This is a genomic window from Streptococcus sanguinis (assembly GCF_013343115.1).
GTDB classification, from domain to species: Bacteria; Bacillota; Bacilli; order Lactobacillales; family Streptococcaceae; genus Streptococcus; species Streptococcus sanguinis_H.
The window spans coordinates 1,644,390-1,664,389 of sequence record NZ_CP054570.1; the positions used below are offsets into that span (position 1 = coordinate 1,644,390).

Genomic DNA, 20,000 nt, shown 5'->3' on the forward strand with positions numbered 1-20,000 from the left:
CTCCTTTTTTTAGCTATTTTGTCAGATAAGCTTCTAGCTCTTCTAAACTAGAAACCATCTGCGGATAGGACACAATTGGCCGAGAGATGATAATGCAGTCCATCCCCAGCTCTTGGCAGCCGTCAATCTTTTCACGAATACCGCCAACAGTACCGCTTTCCTTGGAAACAAAGACGTCTGCTCCCGAGCGCAGCAAGAGCTCTTTATTGCACTCTTTGGAAAATGGAGCCTTGATCGCATCAATCTGATCCGCTACCAGTCCCAGCTGCTCACAAGCCAGAAGCACTTCCGAAGTCGGCAGAACGCGAACAACAATCCGCTGCTCTGGCAGACCATTGACAAAGAGCGGCAAGGTCTTGCTGCCTGTTCCCAGATAGACTGTCTTGTAGCCGCGCTTGGCAATCTCATCAATTGCTTCTTGGGTCGAATGCACCACGATGGCCCCGCTCAAATCCAAGGTCGCCTGACGCTCAAAGCGCAGGTAAGATACACCGGCCATCTCTGCCGCCCGAATGGCTTCCTTGGACACAATGTCCGCAAAAGGATGGGTCGCATCAATGATTTCATCCACATCATTCTCTTTGATAAAGGCAACCATGTCTTCGGCTGTCAGCCGGCCCTGAATGACCGGCTGGCCGTATTTGGAAGCCAAGTGCCGGCCGTAGTCTGTGACAACAGAGCTGGTCACATCAATCTTTAATCGGTCAAGCACTTCTAAAATAGCGGTGCTGTCGGATGTCCCTCCCAGCAGTAATTTCATCATAAAGTATATCCTCGAGGTGTGATCATGCGTCCGTTTTTAACATAAGTTTCTTTGTTACCAACGATAACGATTGTCGTCATATCTACTAAAGTCTCATCCAAGTCTTTGATAGTCGTCAAGATGATTTCCTCATCCTTACGGCCAATGTCCTTACCGATACCGACAATGGTATCCTCTGACTTGTACTCAGACATGATAGAAAGTGCTTTTGTCAGATGGTCTGGACGTCCCTTACTCCGAGGGTTGTAAAGGCAGACTACAAAGTCACCTTGAGCTGCGGCATGCAGACGCTTCTCAATCATTTCCCAAGGCGTCATCAAGTCACTCAGACTGATATGACAGAAGTCGTTCATGAGGGGAGCACCCATAACTGCAGCAGCACCCAGACTAGCTGTAATACCTGGAACCACCTTAACTTCTACATCACTGGCATCTCCCAGCAATTCTAAAATCAAGCCAGCCATTCCATAGACTCCGGCATCTCCACTGGAAACAACTCCGACATTTTTGCCAGTCTCTCTAGCCAAATCAATGGCCTTTTGACAACGGTCGATTTCCTGGCGCATTCCATTCGCTACGAGCTCCTTGTCCTTGACCAAATCAAGAATCAACCTCATATAAGTCGAGTAGCCGACGATAATTTCACAATCTGCTATAGCAGCCAATGCTTCTTGTGACATCAATTCTTCTTTACCTGGGCCTAATCCGATAACGTATAACATATATTTTTTCTCCTTTATAGGTATGATAAAATTTTATAAGAACAGTTAGATCATAAGACCGTCTGCTCTTTTTGATTTACTTTTTGGTTATTGCTTTTGCAAGCGCATAGGTACAGCCGTTCTTGGCAAAGCGCTCAGTCAGGACTTGACCCTGACTGGCCAGATCTGCGCTGGCCAAGGCGACACTGCCGACTCCGACTGTCTTTTTGACAAATTCTGACTGAGGGTAGCGATCTGCTACGACAGACAGCTCCTCCTTGCTAAAGGTCTCAAAGGGACAGCCCAATTCCTCAGCTAAGGCTAGAATAGCTGCTTCATCCTTCTTGACATCAATGCTGACGATTTTGGAAATCTCGCTGGCAGAAATCCCCTGCTGCTGACAAAATTCCTCAAAGCCTTCTCGGAAGACAGCAGGAGCCACATCCTTTCTAGCACCAACTCCTAAGATATAAGGTTGAGGATAGATGAGAGCCAGATTTTCTCTTTGAATGTCCTTTTTTTCTGCAGTCAGCAGAATCAACGGTTCCGTTCCCTTGAGAACAGCTGCAAGTCCTTCCTCATCCACCAGAGTCAGACCTCGAAGGTCGGTAACCCAGTCCTTTTCCTGATAGAAATAGACGGTTCGGCCGCTGCCTAGATAGCTGTTGAAAGGTTTGATGAATTCTCTCAATTCCGGCCTCCAGCCATTGACTGATTGGGCCAGACTGTCCAGAGCTGTTACATTCTGCACATCTGTCGCTGTCGTGATAACAGGATTGGAACCGAGCAATTCTGCGATGTCTCGCGTCACTTGATTGGCTCCGCCTAGATGTCCGCTCAGCAGGCTGATGACATTCGTCGCTTTCTCATCCATGACAACCACAGCGGGGTCGCTCGCCTTGTCTTTCAAGACTGGTGCAATAGCTCGTACAACTGCCCCGATAGCCATGATACAAATGAGAACATCCACTTCCTGAAAGAGCTGACCAAGCGCCTCAACCACTCGTCCTTCGATGGCGATGACCCTGTCATCTGCCAATCGAGGCGTCGTATAGATAGGGATTTCCTTGCCCAGCTTCTCCCGCAGAGTCAGAGCCAAGTCCTTGCCAACCGCTGTCACTGTTGCGATTGCGTAGCGGGCTTGAGAATCACTTAGCATGGCTGCTCTTCCCCCGTCTGAACTCATGCTGAAAATCTGCATGGTAGAGCTTAGAATAGTAGAATTCCTGACCTAAAAAGTCACCGACCAAAATCAAAGCTGTCTTTCTAATCTTAGCTTCCTTGACCTTCTCAGCAATATTTGTCAAATCGCCAAAGACCTTCTTTTCATCCGGCCAAGTAGCCTTGTAAATGACAGCCACAGGCGTTTCTGGAGGATAGCCACCCTCTATCAGCTCACTGACGACCTTTTCAATGCCTTGAACGGATAGGAAGATGGCCATAGAGGTCCGATGCTGAGCATAGCTTTTCAGGGATTCCCGATCTGGCACAGGCGTCCGGCCAGCCATCCGAGTGATGATGAGGCTTTGAGAAACCTCTGGTACAGTATACTCCGCCCCGATACTGGAAGCAGCTCCCAGAAAAGAGCTGACGCCCGGCGTACAGTCAAACTCAATGTCGCGCTTCTTCATTTCTTCGATCTGCTCTCGAATGGAGCCGTAGATGGAGAAATCTCCCGTCTGCAGGCGAACCACATCTTTACCAGCCTTGACTCCAGCCTCCATGACATCGATGATTTCCATCAAGTGCATGCTGGCGCTATCATGAATCTCAGCCCCTTCCTTACAGTAGTTCAGCAAGTCTGGATTGACCAAGGAGCCTGCGTAAATGACCACATCAGCCTCAGACAGCTGCTTGTAACCTTTGAGCGTAATCAGCTCCACATCACCTGGGCCTGCTCCAACAAAATGTACTTTGGACATCAATTAGCCTCTCTTTCTTTTTTCTTACAGGAAACGATAATAGTCGGATTTTGGGGCTTGAAGTAGTGCCCCTTGCCTATAGCTGTCCAGCGACTAGCCTGAACCGAGACAATCTCTAAATCCTCCCAGTCCATCTGCTCCGCTATTTGAGCTGCTTCCAGAGCATTCTCCAGCAGGATAAAGTTCAAGACCAGCCGGCCGCCCGGCTCCATGAGCTGGGCACACCAGTCGAAAATCTCCTGCATATTGCCCCCGGTTCCTCCGACAAAAATGGCATCAAAGCTGCCTTCCAGCTCAATCGGAGCCAGTCCTTGATGGAGACGGACATTGTGGCAGCCAAAGTGCTGGATATTCTCCTGCGTCAAGGCCACCGCATCTTCATTGCGCTCCACTGCCACCACTTCCAGTTCTGGATAGGTTCGGGCTGCCTGAATCGTGACACTGCCAGTTCCAGAGCCGACATCCAGCATGCGCTTGGCTCGATGCAGCTCCAACTTATCCAAACTGATGGCTCTGACTTCTTCCTTAGTCATAGGGACTTTAGCCCTGATAAATTCCGAATCCCTCATCTAACACCACCACCACATTCATTTCATATTCTCTATCTTCTACCTCACTCGCAGGCAGAATGGTAATACGCTCGTCTTCATAACTCAGCTGCTCACCAATGACCAGCACCTTATCCAAACCTCTTTTAACGGCCTCTTGAGCAATCTCGTAGGGGCCAACTTTCTGATCCGTCACCATAAAGACTTTTGACAAACTCATAATCAAGTCAAAGTTAGGCACCTTAGCATGACTGCTCGTCAGGTAAGCATCGTTCATAGGCAGGGCAATTCTGCTGGCCAGATACTGCATGGCGCTGATACCCGGCGAGATAACCACACGCCCCTTGAACTTCTCTGACAGCCATTTGCCCAAGCCGTAAATCAGCGGGTCGCCTGAGGCCAGATATAGAATTTCCTCATCCTCACCAAAGCTTTCCAGCAATTCTGCTAACGCAGCCAATTTTTTAGGAGGGACCAGGCCCTTATCCCGATAAGCAGGTGGTAAAATTTCCAGATGGCGTTCACTGCCCAAAATACGGTCAGCCTTCTCAAAATAGGCTTCCTGTCCCAGAAGACCATAGCTCGGATCTCCCGGACCAATTCCGATAACATAAATCATGTCCATTCCTCCTTTATCTGCTCTAAAGGCTGAGTTGATGCCAAATAGCCTTCCTCAGTCCCAAAGACGACCACTTCAATATTGACTTCTGGCTTACGATAGCGAAGCAGACGCTCACTTCTAGCCTTAATCTTATCCGCCAATACCTGATAGACACCCTCATAAGAAAATTCCTTAATGGCTGTTCCAGCTGCCTCTGTCGTCAAGCACTTGTCAACCTTTTCCAGCAGCTCAATAGGCGCCCCCATCAGGGCTAGATTGGCCACCAGCGTTTCCATACGAGCATCCGAGTCCTTGCTGTGGGTAGAGAAAATCCCAGCCGCCACTTTGACAAACTTGCCCATGTGACCGATCATCAAAACCTTGGTAAAGCCGATGCGCTGCACTTCTTTGAGGACATGGCCGACAAAGTTACTCATATTGACGATGCGCCCAGCTGGAATCCCCACAGTATTAGTAGCAAAATCTTCACCGTAATTCCCCGGTACCAAGACGACTGAGCGATGCCCTTGATTGTAGAGCATGGTTAACTCGATCGTGATGGATGCCTTCCAGCTATCCTCGGACATAGGATTGACAATCCCTGTCGTTCCTAAAATTGAAATGCCACCGACAATACCTAGTCTGGAATTATAGGTCAGCTTGGCCGTTTCTTCCCCACCAGGAACAGAAATGATGACCCTCGCCCCACAGTTGGGACCGATAATCTCACGGACATGCTGCTCAATCATCCGTCTAGGAGTCGGATTGATGGCTGCCATGCCGACATCACAGGCCAGCCCCTTCTCGGTCACGCGCCCAACGCCCTGACCGCCGTCAATCTCAATTTCCGTCTGATCTGGCAGAAGGGTCACGGTCGAATAAATCAAGAGACCGTGTGTCGCATCCGCATCATCACCGCCATCTTTTTCAATGGCCGCTGTCGCTTCTTCTGGTCCAAAGGAAGGATTATGGACATCCATGGTCACTTCCACACCTGAAGCCGTATGAACAGTGACCTTTTCTTCCCTTTCCTGATTTAGAATCATACTCAAGGCTGCAACAGTCGCTGCCGTCGCACAAGTACCAGTTGTAAAACCTTTTCTTAATTTCTTTCCATTGACATAAGCGTATTCATCCATCATTAGCCCTCTCCTTTCTCCGGAGTCTGCTTTTTATCTGAAACACTATAACGCTCATAGTCTGTAGTGTCGAGCTTGAGCTGGTAGAGAATGGCATTGACCACAGCTGCTGCGATGGTACTGCCGCCCTTTTGACCCAGTGCTGCGATAGAAGGCACCGAACTTTCATGCAGTTTGAGCTTGGATTCTGCCGCTCCGACAAAGCCGACTGGAACTCCGACAACCGCATCCGGCTGCAAGCTCCCCTCTTCGACCATATCCAAAACCTTGAAGATAGACGTTGGAGCATTCCCAAAGACAAATAGCTTTGGACCATCCACTTTAGCCGAATATTCCACAGCAGCCATGGAGCGAGTGATTCCTTTCTCCTTAGCTTCCTTAAAGATTGCTGGCTCATTGACCAGACAGCGATAAGAAACACCTAGATCATCCAGCAATTTCTTATTAAAACCGCCCAAGACCATGGTTGTATCTGTAAAAATGGTGCCCTTGTTTCGGAGGACGTAGAGAATCTTCTCAATAACCTGATTGGAAAACTTGATATTGTAGAGGTAGTCAAAGTCTGCACTGGTAAAGACAACCCGCTTGAGCACTGCCTCTTCAAAAGGATCCGAAAAATGAATATCTGGATGCTCTTGGTCAATAATTTCCTGAATCTTGCTGAAACTAGCTTCTTCAATCTTATGCGCTGCTTTTAGATAGGACATCTAGTTCTTTCCTCCTTCTTTACTGGATGGTGTAGAGTAGCGGACATAGTCGTCCGTCACCACTTCTCTCAGCTGATAGATAATGGCATTGATAATGGCTACTACAATCGTGCTGCCACCTTTTCTGCCGAGATTGACAAGGGCAGGAAGACCTGACTGAAGCAGTTCTTCTTTGGATTCTTCGACATTGATAAAGCCGACTGGAACCCCAATCACTGCATCCGCTTCTACCAGTCCCTGCTCCGCCAGCTCAATCAGATAAGACAGAGCCGTAGGAGCACCACCGAAGGCAAACACTTTAGGTCCTTCAATCTTGGCTGCTATCTCAACAGCCGCCATAGCTCTGGTAATCTGCTTTTCCTTGGCAAGCGCAACCACTTCTTCATCGCTAATCAAACAGCGGTAGCCCACACCCAGCTGGTCCAGCACGCGCTTGTTAATCCCATTGAGTGAGATATTAGAGTCTAGCAGGATAGTCCCCTTAGCTCTGATTACCTCTTCAATTTTTTTAAGGACATCGTGCTCAAAGCGCATGGTATAGAGATAATCAAAATCTCCCGTCGTATGGATAGCCCTCTTGATAATAGATTCTTCCATTTCCGAATGGAAGACATAATCAGGATCTTTTTCAGTAATCATAGACTGAATAATTTGAAAGCTCTTTTCCTCAATAGAGGAAGGGTTTTGGATATATGTCATAGTATACTCCTAGAAATATGCTTGCATTACTAAATAAAAAAGAGTGAACAAGATTAAACCTGTCATGGTACTTGTATAAAGCAGAGAGATCGCCGTCTGAATATCATCCGCCTCAACCGGTCTGGAAGCCTCTCCAATGGTCGGCTTCTCGATTAGCTCTCCGTGATAGACGTGCGGTCCGCCCAGCTGAATCCCCAGAGCTCCAGCTACAACTGCCTCCGAAAAAGCACTGTTGGGACTGGCATGCTGGTAGCGATCCCGCCAGCCAATCCGCAGAGCTCCCTTGAAATCCAGCAGTAAAATCTGACTGCTGAGAATCAAGAAAAACCAAGTCAAACGCGTAGGAATCAGATTGGCCAGATCATCCATCTTGGCAGATATAAAGCCGATTTTGCGGTATTTTTCCGTCTTATAGCCTACCATGGAGTCCAAGGTATTGATGGCCTTATATGTCATAGCTAGAATAGGGCCGCCCAGAAAGAGGCAGAGCAGTGGTCCGATAACCCCGTCACTGGTATTTTCGGCCACCGTCTCAATCGTCGCCTTGCTGATTTCCTCTGGTGTCAGCTGGGAAGTTTCACGGCCGACAATCATACCAACTTGCTTTCTAGCTTCTTCCAAAGTGCCAAACTTGAGCGTATGGTAAACCTTTTGGGCCTCAAAAGCTAGACTCTTAGCCGCCAGACTAGCATAGGCCAGATAGATCCAGACGAGCCAGTAGAGGACGGGATGAACCAGACCAGCCAACCAGAGCAACCCGTAGCTCACTCCCATCGCCAGTCCAACTGTTGTCAGCCAGAGGAAAAAGCCAAACAGATAGGGCGAAAACTGCCTTTTCTCCTGCGAGCGCATACATAAATAAATGTAGGAACCCATCCACTTGACTGGATGAGGCCAGCTATAGGGGTCGCCAATGAGCCAGTCCAGTAAGACAGCCAAAAAAATTGCAATGAGTGTCATATCAGTTCGCCTCTTTGATATAGTTCAGCCAGTTGGCCAGCAGCTGCTCATCCTGATAAAAATGAACATGCAGGTAGCTAGCAAAGGTCCGGCCCTTTTGATAACCGCCTGTCCAGGCAGCTACGACCTGACCGTCTCTGGCCTTCTCTAGCTTGAGGACCGTATCTTCCTCCGTCTCAAAGACCGAATGATGAAACTCATGTCCCCTGACCGCTGTACCTTTAGGACCAAAAAGACTGTCTACCTGCGTTTCTGCTTGGCAGTAACCAAAGCTTTTCAGGCCGGGGGTCATCAGGCTCTTGCCCTCGAAAATGCCGACCATTTCATAGACCTGACCCTCTACTTCCAGCAGCTCTCCCAGATACATGAGGCCGCCGCATTCTGCGTAGATTGGCCGGCCCTGCTCGTGAGCTTTCTTAACCGAAGTTCGGAAATCAGTATTTGCCATCAGATCCTGAGCGTAGACTTCTGGAAAACCGCCGCCAAAATAATATGCATCTGCTGCTGGCAGTTCCTTATCTTTCAGGGGGCTGAAAGGTACCAGCTGGACATTGAGCTCTCTTAGAAAGTCCAGATTGTCTTCGTAGTAAAAGTGGAAAGCATCATCCAAAGCATAAGCCAAAGTTAAGGGCTGGTCGTTTCGAATATGAAAAGGATTGGCCATCTGCTTATCGGGCAGTTCTGCCTTTTCCAGCAGCCTGTCTAGATTTATATGCTTGGCTGCTGCCGCTCCCAAGTCCTCAAATCGATGGTCTAAATCATCCATTTCTACGTCAGGGATTAGACCCAGGTGACGTGATGGCAGCTCTGCTGTCGCATTTTTAGGCAGATAGCCCAGCACCTCCACATCCGTGTAGCGCTCAATGGCGCCCTTGATGAGTTCAAAGTGAGTCTGTGAAGCCACCCGATTGATAATGACCCCAGCAATATCCAAATCCGGATCAAAAGTCGCAAAGCCATGGACCATAGCAGCTGCTGAGGTGGATGTCGCCTTCCCATCAATAATCAAGACAACCGGAATGCCCAACTTCTTAGCAACAGAAGCAGAAGACGCACAGTCCTTGTCCGTTCCCAGACCATCAAAGAGCCCCATGACTCCTTCGACTACTGCCACATCCGCGTCTCCATGCCATTTATAGTAGGACCAAGCCAGACTCTGATCGTCCGGTATCATAAAGCTGTCCACATTCCGCGACGGTCGCTTGGTAATCCGACTATGATAAGCTGTATCAATATAATCAGGTCCTACCTTATAAGGCTGAACCTGATAACCTCTGTCTGCCAGAGCTTTCAAAATCCCTAGGGTAACTGTAGTCTTTCCAACACCGCTGGAAACACCAGCCAGCATAAATTGCTTCATCGCTTTACTCCAGATTCGCTGATAAAAAAAGTACTACAAAAAAAATAAGGAATTTTTATTTTTTTGTAGCACCGTTGCTCACTTATATGTAGAGCAAACACCCCGTTGTGTTCGCTTCCAGTTCTTATATTAAATTTATTTTAATATAAAGCATAAAAACTGTCAAGTTTTTGATAGAGCATCTGCGAAAAAAGTCAGGATTTTAGAGCGTCTTCACTGAAAATTGAGCATTTTTTACAATTCTGTTAAATTTAAAAAAACATCAGAAAAACGAACATTCCTGATGTTTTATTTGAGCATCAACCTGCATCTTCCTCTACAAACTGACTATTATAGAGGTCCGCATAGAAGCCATTCTGCTCCATGAGTTCATCGTGGTTGCCCTGCTCGATGATATTCCCATCGCGCATGACCAAGATAAGATCTGCATTACGGATAGTGGACAGGCGGTGAGCAATGACAAAGGAAGTCCGGCCCTCCATGAGTTTGTCCATAGCCTTTTGAATGAGCTCCTCCGTCCGCGTATCGACTGACGAAGTTGCCTCATCCAAGATCAAGAGCGGTGCATCTTTCAGCAGAGCACGAGCGATGGTCAGCAGCTGCTTCTGACCAACCGATAAGTTGACCGTGTCATCCAGCACTGTATCATAGCCCTGCGGCAGAGTCATAATAAAGTGATGAACACCGACCGCCTTCGCTGCGGCAACAACTGCTTCATCTGTCACATGCTCCTGATTGTAAATTAAGTTCTCCCGAATCGTCCCCTCAAAGAGCCAGGTATCCTGCAAGACCATTGAAAAGGCATCGTGAACCTCGGAGCGTTTCATATCCTTAATATCTATACCATCAATGCTGATACGCCCTTTATTAATTTCATAGAACTTCATGAGCAGATTAACGATGGTCGTCTTACCAGCACCCGTCGGGCCGACAATGGCAATCTTCTGTCCGGCTTTGGCCCGAGCTGAGAAATCATGAATAATCGTCTGGTCTGGCTTGTAACCGAAGAAGACATCTTCAAAGGCAACATCTCCCTTGACAGCAGCAAGCTGCTGCTCTTTATGCTGGTCGTCTTCCATCTCAGGCTCAGCCAGAAATTCAAGGACACGAACCAGTGCTGCACCAGCCTGCTGCAAGACAGCGATACCTTGGGCAATCTGTGACAACGGCTGAGAGAAGGTCCGCACATAAACCATAAAGGCGACAATAATTCCGATACTAATAGAGCCATTAATCGCCAGAGCAGCACCGACCAAAATAACCAGCACATAGGCAAAATTCCCCGTAAAGAACATGAGCGGCATCATCATGCCAGAGATAAATTGAGACTTCCAAATACTGTTATAGAGATTGTGATTAAGAACTGCAAAGCGCTCCTTAGACTGCTCAATAGCATTATAGCTGGTAACGACATTATGGCCGGAGTACATCTCCTCCACATAACCGTTGACAGCAGCCAGATCGTTTTGCTGGGCGGTGAAATAGCCCTGGGACTTGCCCATGATGAGGCCGACAAAGACAAAGCCGAGTATAGTAGCCAAGATGGTTACCAAGGCCAAGATCCAGTTCATAAAGAACATGGTCAAAACCACAGCCACCAAGAGCAGGCTGGCAGAGATAACATTACCCAAACTCTGGTTGAGGGATTGGCCGACTGTATCCACGTCATTGGTCACGCGCGACAGAGTATCCCCCTGAGAATGACCATCGAAATAGCCCAACGGCAGCTTGTTTATCTTCTCTGCAATGGCTGTCCGCAGCCGCTTGGAGAAATACTGGATAACCGTACTGATGATAAAGGACTGGCCGTAGTTGAGCAAGGCTCCGATTGCATAGAGCACGGTCAGCAGAAGGGCAATCTGAGACACAGCTTTCAAATCAATACTGGTAGCCAGACCATCAGAGATGAGGTTGGTAATTTCTTTTAATTTATTTGGCCCATAGACCGTGATAATGTTTGACAAGACAGCTCCCACAAATGCCAAAGCAAGAGGAAGCTGGAAGCCTTTGAGATAAGGCCGTATCTGGCTAAATAATGAAGGCTTCTTATTTTCCATTTTCTAATTCCTCCTTGGATAGTTGTGAGTAGGCAATTTCTTGATAGACTTCGTTGCTGGCCAAAAGCTCTCTGTGGGTACCTTGACCGACTACCTTACCAGCATCCAAGACCAAGATTTGATCCGCATCCATGATAGTAGAAATCCGCTGCGCCACGATCAGCTTGGTCATATCCTGCGTCCGCTCAGCCAGTTCCTTGCGCAAAATGCGGTCTGTCTTATAGTCTAGGGCTGAGAAAGAATCATCAAAGATGAGGATTTCTGGCTTACGAGCCAATGCTCTGGCAATAGCCAAACGCTGACGCTGGCCACCAGAGAAGTTGGTTCCGCTTTGAGCCACTTCAGCTTTCAGCCCCTTTTCCTTCTCTTGGACAAAGGGCTTAGCCTGTGCCAGGTCAAGAGCATCCCACATTTTCTGCTCATCCAGCGGGCTTTCTTTGCTTTGACCGAAGTCCAGATTGCTCTCAATATCGCCAGAGAAAAGCACAGCCTTTTGCGGGATGTAGCCGACCTTATTATGCAGATCTTCCAGCTGGTAATCCTGAACATTGACACCATCTACCAAAATCTCTCCTTCAGTCACATCGTAGAAACGAGGGATGAGATTGACTAACGTGGATTTCCCTGAACCAGTTGAACCGATAAAGGCCACGGTATCACCAGCCTGCGCTGTAAAGCTAACATGCTCAATGACCGCTTCAGAATTCTTAGCATAGCGGAAGGACACATCTCGAAAGACCACTTCTCCCTTGCTATCTGCTGCTGCCTTAGGCTGTTCTGGACTTGTGATAGAAGAATGCAGGTCCAGTACTTCATTAATCCGGCCAGCGGATACAATGGTCCGAGGCAGGACGATGAAGAGAGCGCCCATGAGCAAGAACCCAATCACAATCTGCATAGCATAGGACATAAAGACGACCATATCGCTGAAGAGTGGTAGGCGCTCCTGCAGTCCAGACTCCTGAATCAAATAAGCACCAATCCAGTAAATCGCCAGTGTCAAACCGCTAGAAATGCCCATCATAACTGGATTCATCATGGCCATCAGACGACCAATGAAAAGATTGAGCCGGGTTACTTCATCATTGGCCGCCGCAAACTTCTCATCCTGATAATCCTCAGCATTGTAAGCCCGGACCACGCGAATCCCAGTCAGACTCTCTCTAGTGACGCTATTTAGCTTATCGACCAAGCGCTGCGCCACTGACTGCTTGGGAAAGGCCAGTGTAACCAAAACTACTGTCATCAGGATATTAACAAGAACAGCAATAAGAACTGCTGTCAGCCAGTTCTCGGACTTGCCAATAATCTTAGTCATAGCCCAAATCGCCATAATCGGTCCCCTGGTCACGACCTGCAGCCCCATGGTAATTAAGGTCTGTACCTGGGTAATGTCATTCGTCGTCCGAGTCAGCAGACTAGGGATTGAAAATTTCTTAATCTCCGTCTGCGAATAGTCCAGCACACGGTTGAAAATATCGCTCCGCAAGCTCTGGGTAAAGCTGGCAGCTAAACGAGCCGCAAAAAAGCCAACCGAGATAGCTGACAGCAAGCTAGCAAAAGACAGGCCGATCATTTTCAGACCTGGCTCCCACAAATCCGCCAAACCAGTTCCTGATGTTTGCAATAGCTCTGTAATCGTCGAAATATAGGTCGGAACTTCTAATTCCAAATATACCGTCAGGAAGGTGAAGAGCACACTAAGAACAATCATGCTCACTTCCCTTGCCGTCAGCCGTTTAAATAACTTAAACATCTTTTCCTCCATTTTCTAAACTTTCGATATTCTGATAAAACTTGGCCATGACTTGTGAAAAAATCAGCAGTTCTTGCTCAGAAACACCATTCAAAATAGCACGATCCATTTCATCAAAAAAGTCACGGATTTTCTTCATTCTTTCCTGCGACTGCGGAGTAAGGCGGATATACTTAGCCCGCTTGTCTGTCTTGCTCGTTTCCAGTTGGATAAAGCCGTTCTTCTCCATCCTTTTCATTAAGTTAGAGGCCACCGATTTAGAAATATCCAACTTCTGCTCAATATCCTTGATAAGAGTATCCTTCCCTTCTTCCGTACGACAGGCGACAATATGCAAGACCTGCCCCTGAGGCCCAGCCATGGACTCAATCCCGTGCTCCTTAGCAAGCTTTTCCACTATGAGGTGAATCTTTCGTCCAAAACGCTTCATTTCTAACAAAGGCTTTTCCATCAAAATTTCCTTCCTAGATTGGTTCTCGTGAGAACTAATTAGTTTTCATGAGAACTATTTTATCACATAGAAGAAAGATGTCAAGAAAAAAGTTTCTATGAGAACTATTTTTTAGATAAAAAAATTCAGCCTTTCCCATGCTGAATTACTTTCTTAAATCAAGATTCCTTCCAAATGATCCAATTCGTGCTGGCAGATTTGGGCAGGCAGGCCTTTCAAAGTCATAGTCTGCTGCTGCCAATTTTTGTCCAGATAATCGACTGTGATTTCCTGATAACGTTGGGTAGGACGGCTTCCAGTCAAGGACAAGCAGCCCTCTTCTGTCTGATAAGGCCCTGATTTAGAGCGCAGCACCGGATTAAACATGACTACTGGCACCAAGCCATATAGAAAGATAATGACTCGCTTACGCACGCCAACCATATTGGCTGCGAGCCCTATACAATTTTCTCGATTGGCCTGCAGAGTATCCTGCAAGTCTTGAGCCAGATAAAGGTCTTCTCTACTTGCTTGCTCTGATGGTTGCCGCAGGAAGAAAATATCTTTGACAATTGCTTTTTCCATTGTTTTTCCTCATAGAGAAGGGCCTGATAAATCAGACCCTATAAGCTTATTTTGCGTAACGTTCACTAACTTCTTTAGCCAGTACAAAGTTGCCCAGCGTTGCGGAGCCATTTCCAGCCACAGCCGGTGTCACGATATAGTCACGGACATCAGGAACCGGTAAATAACCATTCAGAAGAACTGTAAATTTCTCACGAACCCGATCCAGCATGTGCTGCTGAGCCATAACCCCGCCACCAAAGACGATGACATCTGGACGGAAAGTCACTGTCGCCTGAATAGCCGCCTGAGCGATATAGTAAGCTTGAATATCCCAAACTGAACTATTGAGTTTAATGTTTTCCCCACGAACTCCAGTCCGCGCCTCTAAACTTGGCCCAGCCGCCAATCCTTCCAAACAGCCATTATGGAAAGGACAAACGCCATTGAACTCTTTTTCCACATCCATAGGGTGCTTAGCTACATAATAATGCCCCATCTCTGGGTGACCTGTCCCCCCTACAAATTCGCCTCGCTGGATAGCACCAGCACCGATTCCTGTCCCAATCGTATAATAGACCAGATTTTCAATACGGCCACCAGCATTATTGCGGGCTACTACTTCACCATAAGCTGAACTATTAACATCCGTCGTGAAGTAAATAGGCACATTGAGAGCACGGCGCAGAGCTCCAACAATGTCCACATTAGCCCAGTGTGGCTTAGGCGTAGTCGTGATAAAGCCGTAAGTCTTTGAGTTGGGATCAATATCAATCGGCCCAAAAGATCCAACAGCCAGCCCAGCTAGATTATCAAAACGAGAAAAGAACTCAATCGTCTTGTCTAGGGTTTCAATAGGCGTGGTCGTTGGAAACTGTGTCTTTTCAACAACTTCAAACCGTTCATCGCCCACAGCACAGACAAACTTAGTGCCGCCCGCTTCCAAACTTCCATACAATTTTGTCATTATAAATCCTCTTTTAACATTTGATTTCTACTCTATTCATTATAGCATATCTCTTGCAGACTTCTTGCCAAAAACTTTCTTTGGAACACTCTTATAGATAGACTTACGTTATTAGAAAAAACGAACAAATCAACTTTTGTTCGTTTTCTAAATTCCATTAGGCTTTCACTTCGATAATTGCGTCGCCTTTAGCAAGAGCTCCTTCCGCTACTGGAGTCACAGAAGCGTAGTCAGCTGTGTTGGTAACGATGACCATAGTCGTATCATCCAGACCAGCGGCTGCAATTTTCTCAGCTTCAAATGTTCCCAGAACATCGCCAGCTTTGACCTTGTCACCTTGAGCAACCTTTTGGTCAAAGCCTTCGCCGCCCATAGATACTGTGTCGATTCCGACGTGAATCAGAATTTCAGCACCATTAGTTGTCTTCAAACCATAAGCATGGCCAGTCGCGAATGCAATCGTCACTTCAGCATCAGCCGGAGCATAAACCACACCTTCGCTAGGCTTGATAGCAATTCCTCGTCCCATCGCTCCGCTAGAGAAAACAGGATCATCAACATCGCTCAAAGCTACTGCCTGACCAACAATTGGAGAAATAATTGTTTCGTCTTGGAGGGAAGCTGGCACATTACCAGTTGTTTCTTCTTCGGCCAGTTTTTCAGTTTCAGCTTTTTCTTCAACAGTTTCTTCGTCTTTGTAACCAAACATATAAGTCAGAACAAAACTCAAACCAGTTGTCAAAACAACCATAAAGATATATTGCAACAATTGACCATTCAGGTAAAGGAGAGTACCTGGAATAATTGTGATACCGAAACTTGTACCTGCAAGCCCCATAATAGAAGCTAACCAACCACCAACGGCACCAGCACCCAGTCCAATTACAAAAGGTTTAACAAAGCGCAAGTTAACCCCGAAGATAGCTGGCTCAGTAATACCCAATCCTGCAGAAAGTGCTGCTGGGAAGGCAAGAGCCTTGAGTTTTTTAGATTTTGTCTTCACAGCTACAGCCAAAGTCGCACCAGCTTGAGCTGTCATAGCAGCAGTGATAATCGCATTAAATGGATCTTTCCCAGTTTGAGATACCAACTGAGATTCTAGTAAGTTGAAGATGTGATGAACACCAGTTACGACAATCAGCTGATGCACAGCACCGATAATCAATCCAGCAAGACCAAACGGAAGGCTAAGAAGGAACTCTGTTCCATTTAAAACATATGACTCTACAATGTGGAAAACTGGACCAATCACAAAGAGTCCCAGAATAGACATGACAAGGAAAGTAAGGAATGGAACAAGAAGAAGATCCAAAACATCTGGAATTTTCTTGTGCAGCCATTTTTCAAATTTTGCACCAAACAAACCTACAAAGAAGGCTGGAAGCACAGAGTTTTGGTAGCCAACTACTGGAATAAAACCAAAGAAGTAAATTGGGTGAACTTTTGTTGCTGTAACTTCGCTGGTAAATTTCAAACTTCCTAGAACATCCATATTAGCAATTTTGTCTAAAATGTCCTTAGAAGGATCAACAGCAAATTTAGTAGCCTGACCAGCTACCTCCCAAGCATTTGGAAGTGCTGAGTTAACCATCATTAGACCAAGAACCAAACCAATGATTGGGTTTCCGCCAAAAACTCTAAAAGCCGACCAGCAAATCAAAGCAGGGAAGAAAGCAAAGGCAGTATCAGTTAAGACTACTGTATAAGTATAGAAGTCAGTTGCTTTGAAAGCATCCGCAGTAGTACCAAACAAAGCTAAAACTTGATCCTGAGCAATTGCTCCACGAACTCCCATGAAAAGTCCTGTCGCAACAATAGCTGGAAGAATTGGTACAAATACATCACCAAATGTACGGATGGCGCGTTGGAACCAATTCCCTTGCTTAGCAGCTTCTGCTTTCATGTCATCTTTTGATGAAGTTGGCAATCCTAAGGCTACAACTTCGTCATAGATTTTATTAACCGTACCGGTACCAAAGATAATCTGGTACTGGCCTGAGTTAAAGAAGGCACCCTGAACTTTTTCCAGATTTTCGACAGTATTTTTGTCGATTTTACCTTCATCTTTAACCATCACGCGCAAGCGAGTCGCACAGTGAGCCACACTGTTGACATTCTCACGTCCGCCAAGGGCTTCGATGACTTTTTTTGCAATTTCAGTATTATCCATTTGCAAAAATCTCCTTATAAATATTTTTAACTTTTGAAAGCGATTTTATCGCCTTTACGAATATTATTTTACCATGATTCAAAAATATGTCAAGCGTTTTGCAGAAAAAATATTTTTTCACTGTTAAATGTTGATTTTTCATCGGAAAACGTTTACTATAGTAATAAGAAATAATATGATTCGGAGGATAAAAGATTGGCTTGGACGACTGAAAAACGCTACAAACGCTATGAAGACTGGACTCAGGAAGAGCTACAGCACATCAAAGACAATATCGCTAAATCTCCTTGGCGGGCTAATTACCATGTAGAGCCTCAAACAGGTCTGCTCAATGACCCCAATGGCTTTTCTTATTTTGACGGCAAGTGGGTGGTTTTCTACCAAAACTTTCCTTTCGGAGCAGCTCACGGTCTCAAGTGCTGGGTCCAGATGGAAAGTGACGACCTAGTTCACTTCACGGAAACTGGTCTTCGAGTGCTGCCAGATACTGCTCTAGACAGCCACGGCGCCTATTCTGGCTCTGCCATGCAGTTTGATGACAAGCTCTTTCTCTTCTATACTGGCAATGTTCGTGATGAAAACTGGGTGCGTCATCCTTATCAAATCGGTGCCTTGTTAGATAAATCAGGCAATCTCAAAAAAATTGACAAGGTCTTGATTGAGCAGCCTACTGAAGCGACCGACCACTTCCGCGATCCGCAGATTTTCAACTACAAAGGGCAATTCTATGCTATTGTCGGCGGACAAAACCTAGATAAGCAAGGCTATGTCAAGCTTTACAAGGCTGTTGATAACGACTATACCAACTGGGAAGTCGTCGGCAATTTGGACTTCGCCAACGACAAGACAGCCTATATGATGGAGTGTCCTAATCTAGTCTTTATCAACGACCAACCAGTCCTGCTCTATTGCCCTCAAGGTTTGTCTAAGGATGTACAGGATTATGGCAATATTTATCCAAACATGTATAAAATAGGTCAATCGTTTGACACAAACAAAGTTGCTATGATTGATCCTAGCCCTATCCAAAATCTGGACTACGGCTTCGACTGCTACGCGACCCAAGCTTTTAACGCACCTGACGGTCGTGCACTCGCTGTCAGCTGGCTAGGCTTGCCTGATGTAGAATACCCATCTGACCGCTTCGACCATCAAGGGGCCTTCTCTCTCGTCAAGGAATTAAGTCTAAAAGATGGCAAGCTCTACCAGTACCCAGTGCCTGCTATCAAGAATTTGCGAGCAGAGGAACAGCCTTTCGCTGCTTTGGCAGAAAGCAAGAACAGCTACGAACTAGATCTGAATCTCACTGCAGACACCGAGCATGAAATCGTCCTCTTTGCAGACAAGGATGGCAAGGGACTACGCATCAACTTCGACCTCAAGGCAGGGAAAGTGATCGTTGACCGCAGTCAGGCAGGTGAGCCATTTGCTCTAGACTTTGGAACCAGCCGAAGCTGTGATATTGACAAAGAAGCCACAAGTGCTACTATCTTCATCGATAAATCAATTTTTGAAATTTTCATCAATAAAGGAGAGAAAGTATTTTCCGGCCGCGTCTTCCCGAGAGAAGACCAGACAGGTATTGCTATTACCAAGGGCAATCCAACCGGTACTTACTATGAATTAGATTATGGTCGCAAAGCTAACTGACGTAGCAAAACTTGCAGGAGTAAGCCCCACAACTGTTTCCCGCGTCATCAACAGAAAAGGCTACTTGTCCGACAAAACGATTTCCAAGGTTGAGGCAGCCATGCGAGAGTTGGCCTACAAGCCCAACAATCTGGCGCGCAGCCTCCAAGGAAAATCAGCCAAGCTAATTGGACTCATTTTCCCTAATATCAGCAATGTCTTTTATGCAGAATTGATTGACAAGCTGGAGCATGAGCTCTTTAAACAGGGCTATAAAACCATCATCTGCAATAGTGAGCATGACTCTGATAAGGAACGCGAATACCTTGAGATGCTGGAAGCCAATCAGGTGGACGGCATCATATCTGGCAGCCACAATCTAGGCATCGAGGACTACAATCGCGTGACCGCGCCTATCATTGCCTTTGACCGCAATCTCTCGCCGGATATCCCAGTTGTTTCCTCAGACAACTATGGTGGCGGAGTGCTAGCGGCTCAGACCTTGGTCAAGGCTGGAGCTCAAAACATCATCATGATTACTGGTAATGACAATTCCAACTCACCAACCGGCCTGCGCCATGCTGGCTTTGCTTCCGTCCTGCCAGACGCACCGATTATCAATGTATCCAGTGATTTTTCACCCGTCCGAAAGGAAATGGAAATCAAGCAAATCCTGAGTCAAACTAAGCCCAATGCTATTTTTGCTTCAGATGATTTGACAGCCATCTTAATTATGAAAGTCGCTCAGGAGCTAGACATCCAGATTCCCAAAGATTTGAAAATCATCGGCTACGACGGCACCTACTTTGTAGAGAACTACTACCCACAGCTAGCAACGATCAAACAGCCACTGAAAGATATCGCCCGTCTCTCTGTAGACCTACTCCTCAAAAAAATTGCCGGCCAAGAAGTCCAAACAACTGGCTATTTCCTGCCAGTCAGCCTCTTGCCCGGTAAGAGTGTTTAAAACTTATACAAACAAGGAAAGACGACCTCCATTATTGGAAGTCGTCTTTATTAGCCATAG

At 46.6% G+C, this 20,000-nt stretch carries 19 protein-coding genes; 2 read left to right on the plus strand and 17 right to left on the minus strand.

Going from position 1 to position 20,000, the window contains the following annotated elements; translation table 11 throughout:
* Positions 1–13: 13 nt before the first annotated feature.
* The 17 genes from cobK to FOC72_RS07975 form a co-directional block, all read right to left on the minus strand.
* Positions 14–763, minus strand: coding sequence for a precorrin-6A reductase (gene cobK, locus FOC72_RS07895; RefSeq protein ID WP_002896460.1), 750 nt, complete (start codon positions 761–763; stop codon positions 14–16).
* On the minus strand, positions 760–1,485 hold the full coding sequence (gene cobJ, locus FOC72_RS07900; protein ID WP_002896461.1) for a precorrin-3B C(17)-methyltransferase: 726 nt from the start codon (positions 1,483–1,485) through the stop codon (positions 760–762). Before cobJ ends, cobK begins: the two co-directional genes overlap by 4 nt.
* A 76-nt stretch (positions 1,486–1,561) precedes the next feature.
* Positions 1,562–2,623 (minus strand): cobalt-precorrin 5A hydrolase, encoded by a 1,062-nt coding sequence (gene cbiG, locus FOC72_RS07905; RefSeq protein WP_032914257.1) that lies wholly within the window; start codon positions 2,621–2,623, stop codon positions 1,562–1,564.
* Positions 2,613–3,386 carry a cobalt-precorrin-4 methyltransferase gene (locus FOC72_RS07910; protein WP_002896463.1) on the minus strand — a complete coding sequence of 258 codons (774 nt, stop codon included), beginning with the start codon at positions 3,384–3,386 and terminating at the stop codon, positions 2,613–2,615. Before FOC72_RS07910 ends, cbiG begins: the two co-directional genes overlap by 11 nt.
* Complete coding sequence (locus FOC72_RS07915) at positions 3,386–3,955, minus strand: decarboxylating cobalt-precorrin-6B (C(15))-methyltransferase (protein ID WP_002896464.1); 570 nt, start codon at positions 3,953–3,955, stop codon at positions 3,386–3,388. Before FOC72_RS07915 ends, FOC72_RS07910 begins: the two co-directional genes overlap by 1 nt.
* Positions 3,927–4,559 (minus strand): cobalt-precorrin-7 (C(5))-methyltransferase, encoded by a 633-nt coding sequence (locus FOC72_RS07920; RefSeq protein ID WP_002896465.1) that lies wholly within the window; start codon positions 4,557–4,559, stop codon positions 3,927–3,929. Before FOC72_RS07920 ends, FOC72_RS07915 begins: the two co-directional genes overlap by 29 nt.
* Positions 4,550–5,677 carry a cobalt-precorrin-5B (C(1))-methyltransferase CbiD gene (cbiD, locus tag FOC72_RS07925; RefSeq protein ID WP_002896466.1) on the minus strand — a complete coding sequence of 376 codons (1,128 nt, stop codon included), beginning with the start codon at positions 5,675–5,677 and terminating at the stop codon, positions 4,550–4,552. Before cbiD ends, FOC72_RS07920 begins: the two co-directional genes overlap by 10 nt.
* Positions 5,677–6,381, minus strand: coding sequence for a cobalt-precorrin-8 methylmutase (locus FOC72_RS07930; protein WP_002896467.1), 705 nt, complete (start codon positions 6,379–6,381; stop codon positions 5,677–5,679). The genes cbiD and FOC72_RS07930 overlap by 1 nt, the downstream gene beginning before the upstream one ends.
* Positions 6,382–7,080 (minus strand): cobalt-precorrin-8 methylmutase, encoded by a 699-nt coding sequence (locus FOC72_RS07935; protein ID WP_002896469.1) that lies wholly within the window; start codon positions 7,078–7,080, stop codon positions 6,382–6,384. It lies immediately after the preceding gene.
* A 9-nt stretch (positions 7,081–7,089) separates the two neighbouring features.
* The gene (cbiB, locus tag FOC72_RS07940; protein WP_002896470.1) at positions 7,090–8,040 is read right to left on the minus strand and encodes an adenosylcobinamide-phosphate synthase CbiB; all 951 of its coding nucleotides are present in this window, start codon (positions 8,038–8,040) and stop codon (positions 7,090–7,092) included.
* A gap of 1 nt (position 8,041) precedes the next feature.
* Positions 8,042–9,400 (minus strand): cobyrinic acid a,c-diamide synthase CobB, encoded by a 1,359-nt coding sequence (locus tag FOC72_RS07945; protein ID WP_002896471.1) that lies wholly within the window; start codon positions 9,398–9,400, stop codon positions 8,042–8,044.
* 299 nt (positions 9,401–9,699) lie between these two features.
* A complete protein-coding gene (locus FOC72_RS07950; RefSeq protein WP_002896472.1) occupies positions 9,700–11,457 on the minus strand; it encodes an ABC transporter ATP-binding protein in 1,758 nt (585 codons plus the stop codon).
* Complete coding sequence (locus FOC72_RS07955) at positions 11,447–13,213, minus strand: ABC transporter ATP-binding protein (RefSeq protein WP_032914258.1); 1,767 nt, start codon at positions 13,211–13,213, stop codon at positions 11,447–11,449. Before FOC72_RS07955 ends, FOC72_RS07950 begins: the two co-directional genes overlap by 11 nt.
* Positions 13,206–13,664 carry a MarR family winged helix-turn-helix transcriptional regulator gene (locus FOC72_RS07960; RefSeq protein ID WP_002896474.1) on the minus strand — a complete coding sequence of 153 codons (459 nt, stop codon included), beginning with the start codon at positions 13,662–13,664 and terminating at the stop codon, positions 13,206–13,208. Before FOC72_RS07960 ends, FOC72_RS07955 begins: the two co-directional genes overlap by 8 nt.
* Before the next feature lie 153 nt (positions 13,665–13,817).
* A complete protein-coding gene (locus FOC72_RS07965) occupies positions 13,818–14,228 on the minus strand; it encodes a peptide deformylase (protein ID WP_002896475.1) in 411 nt (136 codons plus the stop codon).
* Positions 14,229–14,274: 46 nt separating this feature from the next.
* Entirely contained in the window at positions 14,275–15,174 is a 900-nt protein-coding gene (gene scrK, locus FOC72_RS07970) for a fructokinase ScrK (RefSeq protein ID WP_002896476.1), read from the minus strand.
* 157 nt (positions 15,175–15,331) lie between these two features.
* On the minus strand, positions 15,332–17,344 hold the full coding sequence (locus tag FOC72_RS07975; RefSeq protein WP_002896477.1) for a sucrose-specific PTS transporter subunit IIBC: 2,013 nt from the start codon (positions 17,342–17,344) through the stop codon (positions 15,332–15,334).
* A 195-nt stretch (positions 17,345–17,539) separates the two neighbouring features.
* Here FOC72_RS07975 and FOC72_RS07980 point away from each other — a divergent pair, with 195 nt between their 5' ends.
* Positions 17,540–18,994, plus strand: a complete 1,455-nt coding sequence (locus FOC72_RS07980; protein WP_002896479.1) for a sucrose-6-phosphate hydrolase — start codon at positions 17,540–17,542, stop codon at positions 18,992–18,994.
* Entirely contained in the window at positions 18,975–19,940 is a 966-nt protein-coding gene (locus FOC72_RS07985; protein WP_002896480.1) for a LacI family DNA-binding transcriptional regulator, read from the plus strand. Before FOC72_RS07980 ends, FOC72_RS07985 begins: the two co-directional genes overlap by 20 nt.
* The last annotated feature ends 60 nt before the right edge of the window (positions 19,941–20,000 follow it).